17 protein-coding genes are annotated in these 14,722 nt (G+C 45.2%); 4 read left to right on the top strand and 13 right to left on the bottom strand.

Annotated elements, in window-relative coordinates; all coding sequences use genetic code 11:
* Positions 1-126: 126 nt before the first annotated feature.
* The 11 genes from acpS to rpoE form a co-directional block, all read right to left on the bottom strand.
* Positions 127-507 carry a holo-ACP synthase gene (gene acpS / locus R7Q47_RS19120; protein ID WP_005380927.1) on the bottom strand — a complete coding sequence of 127 codons (381 nt, stop codon included), beginning with the start codon at positions 505-507 and terminating at the stop codon, positions 127-129.
* A gap of 10 nt (positions 508-517) precedes the next feature.
* The gene (gene pdxJ, locus R7Q47_RS19115) at positions 518-1,252 is read right to left on the bottom strand and encodes a pyridoxine 5'-phosphate synthase (RefSeq protein WP_005384579.1); all 735 of its coding nucleotides are present in this window, start codon (positions 1,250-1,252) and stop codon (positions 518-520) included.
* A complete protein-coding gene (recO, locus tag R7Q47_RS19110; protein WP_005384578.1) occupies positions 1,249-1,980 on the bottom strand; it encodes a DNA repair protein RecO in 732 nt (243 codons plus the stop codon). The genes pdxJ and recO overlap by 4 nt, the downstream gene beginning before the upstream one ends.
* A gap of 115 nt (positions 1,981-2,095) precedes the next feature.
* Positions 2,096-3,058 (bottom strand): GTPase Era, encoded by a 963-nt coding sequence (gene era, locus R7Q47_RS19105; protein WP_005380931.1) that lies wholly within the window; start codon positions 3,056-3,058, stop codon positions 2,096-2,098.
* Complete coding sequence (gene rnc / locus R7Q47_RS19100; protein ID WP_005380932.1) at positions 3,051-3,728, bottom strand: ribonuclease III; 678 nt, start codon at positions 3,726-3,728, stop codon at positions 3,051-3,053. Before rnc ends, era begins: the two co-directional genes overlap by 8 nt.
* A 21-nt stretch (positions 3,729-3,749) precedes the next feature.
* Positions 3,750-4,649, bottom strand: coding sequence for a signal peptidase I (lepB, locus tag R7Q47_RS19095; RefSeq protein WP_154205031.1), 900 nt, complete (start codon positions 4,647-4,649; stop codon positions 3,750-3,752).
* Positions 4,650-4,753: 104 nt separating this feature from the next.
* Positions 4,754-6,547, bottom strand: a complete 1,794-nt coding sequence (lepA, locus tag R7Q47_RS19090; RefSeq protein ID WP_154205030.1) for a translation elongation factor 4 — start codon at positions 6,545-6,547, stop codon at positions 4,754-4,756.
* 158 nt (positions 6,548-6,705) lie between these two features.
* A complete protein-coding gene (locus R7Q47_RS19085; RefSeq protein ID WP_005384575.1) occupies positions 6,706-7,176 on the bottom strand; it encodes a SoxR reducing system RseC family protein in 471 nt (156 codons plus the stop codon).
* Positions 7,177-7,178: 2 nt separating this feature from the next.
* On the bottom strand, positions 7,179-8,138 hold the full coding sequence (rseB, locus tag R7Q47_RS19080) for a sigma-E factor regulatory protein RseB (protein ID WP_151515120.1): 960 nt from the start codon (positions 8,136-8,138) through the stop codon (positions 7,179-7,181).
* Positions 8,135-8,761, bottom strand: coding sequence for a sigma-E factor negative regulatory protein (locus R7Q47_RS19075; RefSeq protein ID WP_005380944.1), 627 nt, complete (start codon positions 8,759-8,761; stop codon positions 8,135-8,137). The genes rseB and R7Q47_RS19075 overlap by 4 nt, the downstream gene beginning before the upstream one ends.
* 26 nt (positions 8,762-8,787) lie before the next feature.
* Positions 8,788-9,366, bottom strand: coding sequence for an RNA polymerase sigma factor RpoE (gene rpoE, locus R7Q47_RS19070; protein WP_005380946.1), 579 nt, complete (start codon positions 9,364-9,366; stop codon positions 8,788-8,790).
* Positions 9,367-9,920: 554 nt separating this feature from the next.
* Here rpoE and nadB point away from each other — a divergent pair.
* Complete coding sequence (nadB, locus tag R7Q47_RS19065) at positions 9,921-11,534, top strand: L-aspartate oxidase (RefSeq protein WP_005380947.1); 1,614 nt, start codon at positions 9,921-9,923, stop codon at positions 11,532-11,534.
* Positions 11,535-11,556: 22 nt separating this feature from the next.
* Here nadB and R7Q47_RS19060 read toward each other — a convergent pair whose 3' ends face one another.
* Both R7Q47_RS19060 and R7Q47_RS19055 read right to left on the bottom strand, forming a co-directional pair.
* Positions 11,557-12,018 (bottom strand): protein YgfX, encoded by a 462-nt coding sequence (locus R7Q47_RS19060; protein ID WP_248486986.1) that lies wholly within the window; start codon positions 12,016-12,018, stop codon positions 11,557-11,559.
* Positions 11,987-12,247, bottom strand: coding sequence for a succinate dehydrogenase assembly factor 2 (locus tag R7Q47_RS19055; protein ID WP_005380951.1), 261 nt, complete (start codon positions 12,245-12,247; stop codon positions 11,987-11,989). Before R7Q47_RS19055 ends, R7Q47_RS19060 begins: the two co-directional genes overlap by 32 nt.
* Positions 12,248-12,436: 189 nt before the next feature.
* On the opposite strand from R7Q47_RS19055, the gene ygfZ reads away from it, so the two are divergent.
* The 3 genes from ygfZ to R7Q47_RS19040 all read left to right on the top strand — a co-directional run bounded on the left by ygfZ (position 12,437) and on the right by R7Q47_RS19040 (position 14,716).
* Complete coding sequence (gene ygfZ, locus R7Q47_RS19050; protein WP_065274852.1) at positions 12,437-13,405, top strand: tRNA-modifying protein YgfZ; 969 nt, start codon at positions 12,437-12,439, stop codon at positions 13,403-13,405.
* Positions 13,398-13,871: a YbaK/EbsC family protein gene (locus R7Q47_RS19045; RefSeq protein WP_318089330.1), complete on the top strand. Its 474-nt coding sequence runs from the start codon at positions 13,398-13,400 to the stop codon at positions 13,869-13,871. The genes ygfZ and R7Q47_RS19045 overlap by 8 nt, the downstream gene beginning before the upstream one ends.
* A gap of 638 nt (positions 13,872-14,509) precedes the next feature.
* On the top strand, positions 14,510-14,716 hold the full coding sequence (locus R7Q47_RS19040) for a DUF1107 domain-containing protein (protein ID WP_005380970.1): 207 nt from the start codon (positions 14,510-14,512) through the stop codon (positions 14,714-14,716).
* The last annotated feature ends 6 nt before the right edge of the window (positions 14,717-14,722 follow it).

Genomic DNA, 14,722 nt, shown 5'->3' with positions numbered 1-14,722 from the left:
ATGAGTAGTTTTACAGGCAAAGCCGAAACGGATGATAACCACCTACTGAAGTAGGTGGTTTAGGGCTGAAAACAAAAGCCAGAGCAAATGCTCTGGCTTTTTAGTATTTTGTTTAAGACTTACAAGCTAGGATTCAAAAATGACCGTCGCCACAGCGTAATGACGCTCATCGGAAATGGACAGGTGAATGTGGTTAACACCCATCGCATCCGCTATTTGCTTGGCTGTGCCCGTCAATGCGAGTACTGGTTTTCCAAGCTCATCGTTCGAGATGGAAAAGTCGTGAAACGTGACCCCTTTTGCGATCCCTGTCCCCAATGCTTTTGAGGCAGCTTCTTTAACAGCAAAGCGCTTAGCAAGATAACGACCTTGCAGCTTAAGCTGTGAGAATTTGGCCATTTCTTCTTCTGAAAGAATCCGCTGAGCAAAAGGTTCACCACTACGAGCTAACGCTTTTTCAATACGCTCAATTTCTGCAATGTCGGTCCCTAACCCTATAATCGCCATCTAGATAGCCCTATGACTGGCGAGCCTCAATCATCAATGCTTTCATGTCAGCAACCGCTTTATTTAAACCATCAAATACCGCGCGACCAATGATTGAGTGACCAATGTTGAGTTCGTAAATTTCTGGTAATGCAGCAATTGGTGCGACATTGTGATAAGTCAGGCCATGCCCGGCATTAACAATAATACCTAGATCATGTGCATAACTAGCACCAGCGGCAATCTTCTTCAGTTCAGCTTGTTGCTCGTCTTCTGTCGTCGCATCTGCATAATGGCCAGTATGTAGCTCAATAAACGGAGCGCCACACTTTTTCGCAGCTTCAATCTGTTGACGGTCAGCATCAATAAAGAGCGAAACTTTAATGCCGGCATCTGTCAGCTTTTTCGTCGCAGCTTTAATTTTTTCAAGCTGCCCTACTACATCTAAGCCACCTTCCGTCGTCAGTTCTTCACGCTTTTCAGGCACTAGACACACAAACTCTGGTTTAGTTTGCAGCGCAATCTCAACCATTTCGTCCGTCACTGCCATCTCTAGATTCATACGCGTTTGAATGGTTTCACGCAGAATACGTACATCACGATCCAAAATATGGCGACGGTCTTCACGTAAGTGGATAGTGATACCGTCCGCGCCTGCACGCTCTGCAATTTCAGCAGCGTGAACAGGATCCGGGTATTTTGTACCACGTGCATTACGTAGAGTGGCAATATGGTCGATATTGACGCCTAAATAAATTGAGCTCATTTTCCGTTACTCCGTGCTCTGGGGGTCTGAATGAAAAATTCACGACTTTTTAAAGGTTTGCCGCCAAGATACGGCTTTAAGGCTATACGTGTAAAGCGTTTTGCCGCTTTTAGCTGCTCTTTAGTGACGAACCGCCGCTCACTGATAGCAATCAGTTCATTCCCTAAAAACGTTAGGTTATCGCGCCTAACCGAAGCAATAAACCCTTTCTGTTCCCGGTAACGATAGGTCATTTCTGGGTCGACGGGCTCGCCGGTACCTGCACAATGCAAAAAATCCACGCCATACCCCATCGCAGACAACAAGGCTAACTCAAAACGACGCAGTGCAGGCTCAGGGTTCTCGTTGTGCGCCAACTCGGTTAACGCATGCAAATAATCATGAAATAGTGCTGGCATCGGCACTTCAGCCATCAAAATACGGCCAATCAGTTCATTGACGTACATGGCTGAGTAGAGATTAATGCCCGTTAACGGCAAACCTAGGCTTATCGGCTCGGCTTGACGCAAAGTTTTCATTGAGCCTTTCCCCGACCATTTAAGTAATAGCGGGGTAAAAGGTTGCAATGCGCCTTTTAAGTTCGAACGCTTACTGCGCGCGCCTTTGGCCATTAAAGTCATTCGGCCATATTCCTCACTAAATACATCAAGGATTAAGCTCGATTCACTGTAAGGGCGTCGGTGCAATACAAAACAGCGCTGTAAACCTTCGGAAGACAGATTACTCATCTAAGTCATTGTGCCTAAAAAGTGTGAAATAAAAAATAAGGAGCCGAGCGGCTCCTTATTTTAATCGATACTGATTTTTCATCGATGTTGGAGCGAAGCACCTTCGCAGCCAAGATTATAAATCGTCTATATAACCCAACGATCGCAACGCTCGTTCGTCGTCTGCCCAGCCAGATTTCACTTTTACCCAAGTTTCTAGGTAAACCTTACGACCGAACAATTCTTCCATATCTAAACGCGCTTCGCGACCAATGGTTTTAATCTTCTCGCCGCCTTTGCCAATCACCATTTTCTTCTGGCCATTACGCTCAACAAGAATCAAGGCATTGATGTGGAAACCGTCGGTTTCTGGGTTGTAATCAAAACGCTCAATCTCAACCGTTACTGAGTATGGCAGCTCTTCACCAGTAAAGCGCATCAGCTTTTCACGCACAATCTCAGACGCCATAAAACGCTGAGAACGGTCAGTCACGTATTCTTCTGGGAAGTGATGCGTTGCTTTAGGTAAGTGATTACGCACGTGCTTACGCAGTACATCAATGTTCTTACCTTGCTTGGCAGAGATTGGCACAACATCCACGAAGTCCATCTTCTTCGACATCTCCGCCATGTGTAGCATCACGTCGTTACGATCTTGTACGTTGTCGACTTTGTTTACACAAAGCACAACTGGGAAGTTCGATTTTTGAAGTTTGGTCAGCACCATCTCATCGTCTTTAGTCCAATGCGTACCATCGACTAAGAAGAACACAAGGTTTACATCACTCAATGACGAGTTAGCAGCACGGTTCATCAAACGGTTGATCGCACGCTTTTCTTCAATGTGAAGTCCAGGCGTGTCGACGTAAATCGCTTGGTAATCGCCGTCCGTATCCACACCCATAATACGGTGGCGTGTCGTTTGCGGCTTACGAGAGGTGATCGAAATCTTCTGACCCAAAATCTTGTTCAAAAGTGTCGACTTACCTACGTTTGGACGACCAACAATCGCAATAAAGCCACAGTGTTGGTTTTCTGGCGAGCTTGGCTCACCCTGTGATGCGAAAAACGCATCGATATCGAATTCGTTATCAGCCATTTGTTAATTGCTCAAGTGCTGTTTCAGCAGCCGCTTGTTCTGCCTTGCGGCGGCTGGTGCCTTTACCGATTACAGGCTTATCCACACCTGCTACTTCGCACTCAACCGTGAACTCTTGGTTGTGCGCTTCACCTTTAATATTAGTCACTGTGTAGACAGGCAGCGGTTTTCTTCTGCCTTGTAGGAACTCTTGTAGGCGAGTTTTCGGATCTTTCTGTGAAACGCCTGGTTTAATGGCTTCAAGGCGTGACTGATACCAACTCAGTACAATGCCTCGCACAACTTCAAGATCACTGTCTAGGTAAATTGCGCCAATAATGGCTTCAACCGCATCGGCTAAAATAGAGTCTCGGCGAAAACCGCCACTCTTCAATTCACCTGGACCTAATTTTAAATAATCTCCTAGATCGAATTCACGACCCAGTTCCGCCAATGTATGTCCGCGAACCAAAGTAGCACGCATGCGGCTCATGTCACCTTCGTTCACTTTTGGGAAACGATGGTACAGATCATCAGCGATGACAAAACTTAAAATTGAATCGCCCAGAAACTCAAGACGTTCATTGTGCTTACTGTTGGCGCTGCGGTGCGTCAGCGCCAAATTGATAAGCCCGGCATCTTGAAACTGGTAGCCAAGCTTTCTCTCTAGTTTATCAATTGGAGAATTCATACTCTCTCGATATTTGAATGGTTAGTGAATGCCACCGATGCGGTTAAAACGCACACCAGTTGGAATCCATGAAGGTAGAACACTATCTGCGCCACGATCAAACTCGAAGCTGATCCAGATCGCGACAGCTTTACCGACTAAGTTTGCTTCTGGAACAAAGCCCCAGTAACGGCTGTCAGCACTGTTGTCACGGTTATCACCCATCACAAAATACTGACCTTGTGGTACAACCCACTCTGTCGTTCCGCTGCGTGGGAAATATTGCTCCACGCGGTTACGCACAAGAGGGTTAACCAAAATATTGTGCTCAACGTTACCCAATTTTTCATCCAGTTGGATCATTGGAATACCGTTCGAGCTAAACTGACTTTCTTCAACATTGCTCAGTTTAACTGGCTTACATGCCGATTCGCCTTGGCTTTGCACGCAAAGCTGCTTATCACTTGAATAACGCACGATATCACCAGGTAAACCAACTACACGCTTAATGTAGTCCACACTTGGTTGTGGTGGGTATTTGAAGACCACGATATCACCACGATCAGGCTTACCAGTTTCCACAAGCTGAGTACGCCATACTGGGTCTTTTAGACCGTACGCGTACTTCTCAACTAAAATGAAATCGCCAACCAACAAGGTAGGCATCATTGAGCCTGATGGGATTTGAAATGGTTCGTAGATAAAAGAACGTAATACTAAAACGAACGCGATCACAGGAAAAATAGAGACGCTATTTTCAACCCACCAAGGCTGACGCTCTACTTTTTGCAAGGTCACTGCATCCAAACCATTAGACGTCTGAGCTTGAATCTCAGCCAGTTTTTCCTGACGCTTTTTCGCGAAAACCAGCTTTTCCAATAGCCAAACCACGCCAGTTACCAAAGTCGCAATAACCAACATCAGTGAGAATGTATTCGCCATTAAATTCCCTTATCTAAAAATACGAAAGTGAAAGAGCCGAAACCCTTTCACTTATTTTAATATCTAACGTCTTAAGACCGACAAGTGTGAGACAAAGTTCAACTTTAGTCTTTACCTACGTGAAGGATGGCTAGGAACGCTTCTTGAGGCAGCTCGACGTTACCGATCTGCTTCATGCGTTTCTTACCTTCTTTCTGTTTCTTCAGAAGTTTCTTCTTACGACTTACGTCACCACCGTAACATTTCGCGATAACGTTCTTACGCAACTGTTTTACCGTTGAACGAGCGATAATGTGGTTACCAATTGCCGCTTGGATTGCGATATCAAACATTTGGCGAGGGATGAATTCTTTCATCTTCTCTACCAACTGACGACCGCGAGTCTGAGACTGATCTTTGTGTGTGATCATCGCCAATGCATCAACAGTGTCACCGTTAAGAAGAACGTCTACACGTACCATGTTCGAAGCTTCAAAACGCTGGAAGTTGTAATCCAAAGATGCGTAACCGCGTGATGTTGATTTCAGACGATCGAAGAAATCCAGTACCACTTCAGCCATTGGAATATCGTAAGTCACAGCGACTTGGTTACCGTGGTAAACCATATCAACTTGACTGCCTCGCTTTTCAACACACAGGGTGATTACATTACCTAGGTACTCTGAAGGCACAAGGATATTACAACGCGCAATCGGTTCACGAATTTCTTCAATATCATTGATCGCTGGTAGTTTGGCAGGGCTATCAACGTACAGCAGTTCACCATCGGTCTTTTCAACTTCGTAAACTACCGTTGGTGCCGTGGTGATAAGATCTAAGTCGTATTCACGCTCTAGACGCTCTTGGATAATTTCCATGTGCAGCATGCCAAGGAAACCACAACGGAAACCAAAGCCAAGTGCCGCTGAGTTTTCTGGCTCGTAGAATAGCGATGCGTCGTTTAGACTTAATTTGCCCAGCGCATCACGGAAGTTCTCGTAATCGTCAGAAGATACTGGGAACAGACCTGCGTAAACCTGAGGTTTAACTTTCTTAAAGCCTGGTAGCGGTTTATCACAACCATTCTTCGCTAGAGTCAGCGTATCACCAACAGGGGCACCAAGAATGTCTTTGATACCACAAACAACCCAACCTACTTCACCAGTACGAAGGGTATCGGTATCCACTTGTTTTGGCGTAAAGATACCAAGGCGGTCCACACCCCAAACTTGGCCCGTACTCATCACTTTGATCTTATCGTTCTTCTTCAGTTCGCCGTTTTTAATACGCACTAGAGAAACAACGCCAAGGTAGTTATCAAACCATGAGTCAATGATCAGCGCTTGTAGTGGCGCATCTGGATCACCTTCCGGTGCTGGAATCGCTGACACAATGTTCTCTAGAACGTCATCAACACCGATGCCTGTCTTCGCAGAACAGCGGGTTGCTTCCATTGCATCGATACCAACGATTTCTTCAATTTCTTCCGCTACACGCTCAGGATCGGCTGCTGGTAGATCAATCTTGTTCAAGATTGGCACAACCTCTAGATCCATTTCGATCGCGGTGTAACAGTTAGCCAGTGTTTGAGCTTCAACACCTTGACCCGCATCCACAACCAATAGCGCACCTTCACAAGCCGCCAGAGAACGTGATACTTCATATGCAAAGTCAACGTGCCCCGGAGTATCGATGAAGTTCAGCTGATACGTCTCACCGTCTTTAGCGGTGTAGTTTAGCGTCACACTCTGAGATTTGATGGTGATGCCACGCTCACGTTCAAGATCCATAGAATCCAGAACCTGTGCGGCCATTTCACGATCGGTTAACCCGCCACAAACTTGGATTAGACGGTCTGATAGGGTCGACTTACCATGGTCGATGTGGGCGATAATCGAAAAGTTACGAATGTGCTTCATAGATTTAGGGTGACTAACTCTTTACAAATAGGGACAGTAAGAAACGCCATCTACTGACGGCATTTCAATCAAGTTGGCAGATTCTACCGAATTTCGTTAACGGGCGCACGTAATTTAAAGTACATACCCAAATAACCTTTAGTGGAGGGGGACAGCACTTACTGGATTGGCTCTCCAAGTACCCGAACGAGGGTAACTTGGCGCTTAGATTCATCTTCTAACGGACGAGAAACACGTTTTGCGATCCACATTCCACCAGCGGCAAACAATACCGATGCCAATATGATGATGCCTTCCCCGCCGGCTGTCAGCGGCGCTAATAGGAAGTGACCAAACATCGCACCGATAATCAAACCAAACAATGGCAGTAAATAAACCGCCATTGCTGATTTTATTAGGCTCGACTCAGGAAAACCAATCTCGACGACTTGACCTATTTTCACCGATTTATCCGTGCGCAGGTGCCAAGATAAACTCTTGTTACCAATGGCTTTAGTAACAACGCCCGTTCCACAGCTTTTCTGTGAAGAGCAACTACTGCAACTGGTCTGCTGTTCGCAACTTAAATCAATTTCGTATTGCTTGCCGCGACGATGCACGTCTGTCACGGTAGCCAACGCGGTCATCATTGTTATTTACCCTTTGTTACATTAAATGTGACAGATTGGGCGATACGCTGTGCTGTGGTCGGTGGAATGTCTCCTACAACAGAGATTTCATGTTGACCGCTCACAAAACTGTGTAGCGTTCTTCTGCCTTGGCGAACCAACTGCCCTTTTAACGAATGCTCATCTTTGTTTGCTACGTAAACAGAGAAGCTAAACAGACCATCAGAATACAGCTGACTCTCCACCATTTGGTTAGTAACGGCCATTCGATAGCGGTTGAGCTCGTTCGGCTCGAAACCCTCAGGGATCCAACCAACCTGCCAATTACTGGTCCCAATATCGCCTTTTGGCATGGTGAGAACAGCAGGTAATTGGACATCTTGCAGGCCACTCATTAACTCTGCGATTTTTGGGTTTACCGTGTAAGAAATAGTGCGATATTGTTCAAGCATCTCACCATCGCGGTCCACAAGGTCGGCACGTAACGGCAATTTACTCTTTTCATCGATCCATAGTACGTATGAATAGCGCAGACCGTCTTTAGGAACAATACGCAACACTTGTGTTGCCACACCAGCTTCACGAGCTCTACCCACTTTTACATAGTCGTAATACAAGTTTAGCTCATCGATATTGGTGTTGAGCATAGGCATAGTCGGAGCGACCATTTTACCTGACTCGATGGTGAACGGTTCTAAACCCGTTTCGATATAACTTACTTCAGTTCCGCGACGAATCACTTCACGCACAGGGCCACTTAAGTAGACAAGATGAGCATATTGATCGTCACCATGCGTGGCATGACGATACAGCAACGGCTCAATGCTGTTCTTTTTGATAAGGATATAAGAGAGTTCGTAACTTAAATTCTTACTCGCCTCGCTCATTTGATGCAATAAAGCCTCCGCTGGCTTATCACCAGCAAAGGCTTGAGAAGACATCATACTGAACAGAGCGCAAGCGCTGATCAGAAATTTTTTCATTCAATATCCGGATTCAGATTTGCATCTTGTTGAGATGCATCACTGTTAATTCGTAACTGCAATTCGTAGTCTCGCAGCATAGCATGAACACGCTTGCGCTGCTCTTGCATATTTGCCTCGCCTACAGAACGTTCTACAGACTCACGAGTCAAACTCACTGGTTCTGCGCTGCCAGCAAACGGAACCGTCTGCAATACAGGTAATTGATCTGTTTGCGGCGACATTGAATCGCTACCACCGTACTGCTGTACACCTAAAATAACAACAAGCGATACACATGCAGCAACAGCAACTTGACCAAACTGCGTCAACCAACCTGGCAACTGACGTTTTGCTTTTTGCGGTTCTGGTTGCGACTCTTTTGGCGTATCCGCAATTGAGATAACATTTGCACTGTGCGAATCAAACGCACGGTGTGCAGGTTCATCTTCTAACGCTAACGCCACGCTTTCAGCAATATTCCACTCAGGTTTTGCTGGCGCTTCGCCTCGCATCACATCACCAATCAGGTGATAGTTCTGCCAAGCATCACGGCTCTCTTGGTCTTGCTCTAACTCTTGAATTAAAGCCTTATCGACCAATTCTCCATCCATGAGAGCTGAAAGTTTTTCTTTGTCAGCCATTATTTTCACCATAGTTATTACTTGTACTAGCGTTGCAAAAGAGGTCTGATTTTCTTTTCCACCGCCTCACGAGCACGGAAGATACGCGATCGTACCGTTCCTACCGGGCAATCCATCACTTCTGCAATTTCTTCATAACTCAAGCCATCGAGCTCTCGTAATGTCATTGCGGTTTTTAAATCTTCAGGTAAAGCTTCGATTGCACTGAACACCACCCGTTGCAATTCTTTGGACAACGTTAAGTTCTCAGGGTTCGATATTTCTTTAAGTGCACTACCTGTTTCGTAAAATTCAGCATCTTCAGCATCGACATCTGTCGCTGGAGGTCTACGCCCTTGAGCAACAATGTGATTTTTCGCAGTATTCACTGCAATGCGATACAGCCACGTATAAAACGCACTTTCCCCACGAAAGCTAGGGATAGCTCGGTAAGCTTTAATAAACGCTTCTTGTGCTACATCTGGTACATCGCCAGGATTACTAACGTATCTGGAAATAAGATTACATACCTTATTCTGGTACTTTGTTACCAACAGGTTGAATGCTTGCTTATCGCCATTCTGAACTCGCTCAATCAATACTTGATCGGTCAGCTGCTCGTTCATTCGAGCGGATACTCCTATTTGTTATGCCCCTACTCTTCTCAGATATGGGTACTAATTATGCAAAACGTAGTATTGACACCACTGCTTACTTGAGCACTATTGTGACCCTAACGTGAATGAGAAAGTTCCATGGTTTCTCAAGTTTTTTGTCATTGTTTTTTCACAGTGTGATGTCTGTACCCAAATGACCACCGCTGCCTGACTTTAGTCTAAGTTTGACAAGCGAGCATCTTGGAGGGAAATGGGTATAATGAATGATCTCTGTCCCAGATTGTGCTGGGTCGGGCATGGAAAAGCAATGGCATTGACAAACTATTACTTTTCATTTGCATGGCTAATGGCTATCTGAACACCGCGTTACAAATTATAACTTAGGAAGCATGCTCATGCTCTGCATGAAAAAGAAGAGTGGCTCAGTCACCGCCGTAACACGGACGTCGATAGGTCTCCCAACTTAGCCCTTAGCGACAGATGTCGCGATAATGGAATGCACATGGTGTGCAAATAATACACAAGGTAACTTTGTTACCTTAGCTTGGGATTATAAAAGTTATATGAACACAAATCGTGAACATGAGTGTGATGTATTAGTGGTAGGGAGTGGCGCGGCAGGTTTGTCGTTGGCTTTGCGCGTTGCTAACCACTGTAAGGTGATGGTGCTGAGTAAAGGACCACGCAGCGAAGGGGCAACCTACTATGCTCAAGGCGGTATCGCTGCCGTATTTGATGAGTCAGACACCATTGATTCACACGTTGAAGACACGCAAATCGCCGGGGATGGTATTTGCGATGAGGAGACCGTAAGGTTCATTGCTGAGCATTCAAAAGAGTGTGTACAGTGGTTGATTGACGGTGGTGTCCCATTTGATCGTGAAGAAGATGACTCTGACGATGAACCTCGCTACCACTTAACTCGTGAAGGTGGTCATAGCCGTCGTCGTATTCTTCACGCGGCAGATGCGACAGGTATGGCGATGCAAACCTCCCTGCAAGATAACGCTCATAACCATCCAAACATTCATGTTCTCGAACGTCACAATGCTCTGGACTTAATCACCGAAGACAAAATTGGCGGTGATAAAAACAAAGTTATCGGTGCTTATATTTGGAACCGCAACGAAGAGCATGTCGAAACCGTGCGAGCCAAATTTGTGGTTCTCGCTACAGGTGGTGCTTCAAAGGTTTATCAATACACCTCTAACCCAGATGTGTCGTCTGGTGATGGTATTGCGATTGCTTGGCGTGCAGGGTGTCGTGTGGCGAATATGGAATTTAACCAGTTCCACCCTACGTGTTTATATCACCCAGAAGCACGTAACTTCTTGCTGACTGAAGCGTTGCGTGGCGAAGGTGCTTACCTGCGCCGTCCAGATGGTTCTCGCTTTATGCCAGATTTCGATGAACGTAAAGAGCTTGCTCCGCGTGACGTCGTGGCTCGTGCTATCGACTTCGAAATGAAGCGTTTAGGCGCCGACTGTATGTATCTCGACATCAGTCATAAGCCTGCTGACTTTATTACGAAACACTTCCCAACCATTTATTCACGTTTGATGGACTTGGGCATTGACATGACTAAAGAGCCAATCCCAATCGTACCTGCTGCACACTACACTTGTGGCGGTGTCATGGTGGATAGAAATGGCTGCACCGATCTGAAAAATTTGTATGCGATTGGTGAAGTTAGCTACACCGGGCTGCATGGTGCTAACCGCATGGCATCAAACTCACTTCTCGAATGCGTGGTTTATGCTTGGTCTGCGGCAAAAGATATTCTAAAACATCACACTAACGTTGAGCTACCCTCACAGGTGCCATGTTGGGATGAAAGCAAAGTAACCAATAGTGATGAAGAAGTGATCATTCAGCACAACTGGCACGAGCTTCGTCTGTTTATGTGGGACTACATGGGCATTGTGCGAACTGACAAGCGTTTAGAGCGCGCCTTACGCCGTATCCAACTATTGCAACAAGAAACACACGAGTACTACAGCAATTTCCGCGTGTCGAACAACTTATTAGAACTGCGTAACCTTTTACAAGTAGCAGAGTTGATGGTTCGTTGTGCGATGCAGCGTAAAGAGAGTCGAGGTTTGCACTACACGCTTGACTATCCGAACCAACTGGAAAACAGCGGCCCAACGATTTTGGTTCCAGCTAAACAGCTTTAACTTTACCAAGTAAACTATTACATCAGCAGGGAGCATTAGCTCCCTGTTTCATTTCCCATTGGCGTAATACCAAAGATAGTTGACGATACTGCTCATCGTCACAGCTATCACGCCAAATCGTAACACTACGGCCAGATTGCAATTGGAATGTTATCTTGAATGGTGATGCCGATGTATCGACTCGCTGTAAATGACCCTTTTCGGACTCAATATCTTCCGAGCATTCGCCATACTCAAGGGCATCAAACCTAACCGAGCCATCGCAGTGCACATACCAATGCCCATGACTTGTAGGTTGAACAAGGCCTTGGCTTGAGAGAGCCTTAACAATCAGTAATAACAAATAAGTCGATAATACGATCGGAATGCTAGAGAAGATAACAGCCCAAGTCATCAATAAGAAAAGTACAACATTGAAGACTCGGGCAGTCAGAGAGGGAGAAGCAGTAAAATTAACGAACTTTGCTGAGGTTATGGGCGACAATTTTATCAACCATTGCTGCATGACCTAAATTTTCGCTACGGCCATGCCCCATTACCCAAGTAAACAGATCAGGATCATCGCATTCAAGTAAAGAAACAAAGTCACGCTGCTCTTGTTCACTCAGAGTATCAAAGCACTCTTCAAAAAACGGCATAATTACTACGTCAAGCTCAAGCATGCCTCGACGACAAGCCCATTTAATACGCGCTTTTTCTTCCGGAGTGTACATTCACTATTCCTTCATAGATGTCTTGTTGTTAGTGCGGAGTGTAACAAGGGATGTGCTACGTCACTAGTGTGCGGGTCACAATACGATAGTGAAAGCAGACAAATGTTGATTCGTAAATCGCTCCCCTAGTATCTCAAGGTTATTTGGGTATAACATAGCGGAAAAATATCTTCAAAAGGCATTGTAATTATGGAATGGCAAACTCGTTTTTCAGCATTACCTCTCTCAACTCAAGACGCACTTCCAGAGTTATCTATCTCACTGCTGGATAACTTCGGCATGATCACCATGATCGGTGACGATAAAAAATCATACTTACAAGGTCAGGTTACCTGCGATGTTGTTTCTTTAGAACAAGACCAATCAACACTGGGCGCACATTGTGATGCAAAAGGCAAAGTGTGGAGCGTGTTCCGCCTTTTCCATCATCATGATGGCTACGGCATGATCCAACCAAGATCGGCGATTGACGTAGAACTTAATGAAATAAAGAAATACGCCATTTTCTCTAAAGTAACGATTGAAGCTTCTGATGACGTTATCTTAGGCGTTGCTGGCGTTAAAGCCGACGAATTCATTTCAACAATGAGCAAGACAACTGGCAGCGTTCGCCCAGTTGACGGTGGCACAGCCGTGCAAGTTGCACAAGATCGCTGGTTACTGATATTAAGTGCGCCAGAAGCACAGCAAATCGTTGAAACTACCGACGCTGTCTTTACGACAAATGAGCTTTGGAATCGTTTCGATATTGAGGCAGGTTTACCATTTGTCTCTGCATCCGCGCAGAATGCTCACATTCCACAAGCACTCAACGTTCAAGCTTTAGGAGGCATAAGCTTCACAAAGGGCTGCTACACGGGACAAGAAACGGTAGCACGAGCGAAGTATCGCGGTACCAATAAACGTGCGATGTATATCGTAAAAGGTGCGACTTCTGCTCCATTCAGTGACGAACCAATTGAGCTCGAACGCAGCGTAGGTGAAAACTGGCGTTCAGTAGGTGCTTTGTTAAATCACTACCAGTTCAGTGACAATCACGCGATTGGCCTGATCGTACTGCCTAATAATCTCGATGAAGACACTCGTCTTCGTTTGGTTGCGCAACCAGAATGTGAATGGACAATCGAATCACTGCCTTACAGTCTTGATGATGAGTAATACAATCAATACTCCTTTGATGCAATTTCTCACAGACCAACACATTCCGTTTCGTCTGTTACCGCATCAAAGACCAGCAACCACCATTGAGGATGCCGCGCACCAACGCAGCATTCGCCCTTCTCAAATGGTGAAAGCAATCTTGCTACGAGACATGGGTAATCAATATGCACTCGCCTGTGCGCCAGGTGATCGTAGCGTTGATCCCAAAAAAGTGCGCTCGTTACTGAAATGTCGCCGGATGACTTGTGTTGATCAAGCCGATGTTGAGTCCATCACTGGTTACAAAATTGGTACTGTCACTCCTCTGCTACTAAAACGTCATATGCCAATCGTGTTCGACCCTAGCTTACTAGAAGAACAGGAAGTCACGATCAGCAGTGGCGATCGCATGGCTGGACTGGCGCTTTCTATCCAAGATCTTATCCAATTGTGTCAGCCGACCGTAGCTGAGATCTGTCGTTAATCGTCTAAAAACAATGTAATGACACGTAGTGTTTCTATCACTGCGTGATCTCGCTCATATCTACAAAAATAGACATGAGAATTTTTAATCACATATAAAACATAAATAGTCACAAAGATAAAACTCGTATATGCTGAATTTGTTGGTTAAGTTTCAAACAAGCACTTAACCAATATAAAGTGAGTCAGCTAGCTGAGTGACAGCATTCATGCAGTTAGTTATCCACTTTTGTGTAATGCATCTGTGACTATTCGCCCGCTGAAGCGGGCTTTTTTTTACGTGGAACTTTTTCTCTTTCATTTCCTCTAATCGTTAGAACGTAAAGTGTGTTACGCGAAGCACGACCTTAATAGAAACAACTAGCAAACAACCGTTTTCGTTCTATTCTTAATTCTGTAACAAAACTATTGCTTAATGCGTCACGTAAAAAGGAGTGTATTGGGTAAGGGTTCCTTTAGAGAGGTTATTTTTGGGGTAATCCTCACGCTATTTAAGAGATGACACTGTCAAATTGTCTAAGACAACACAATTCTCTGACGCAACACCCTACATCTGTATTTAATACTATTGCTGTCACAATAATTTTCGCGTCCAGAACGTAGAATACCTAGGCTAGGTTAGATAAAAGGAAAGTAAATATGAGACTGTTTAAGCGCTATACACCAAGTATGATTGCTAAACATATAAGTCGTCTTTTTAAAGGAAGAATTTATATTTACGGGGTCGGTAGATTCGAGTTTGATAACGGTAAGTTAATACTGCCGGAGAAAGCAGAGCAACGCCATTTCCGAGCGGTCAAAGAGATCAATCAAGAAATAATGAAACTCCGATGCGCATATGCTTAGCAAAAT

The organism is Vibrio sp. Vb0349, assembly GCF_033338975.1.
The sequence above is the reverse complement of the archived record's forward strand: the minus strand, read 5'-3'. Positions and strand labels throughout refer to the sequence as shown.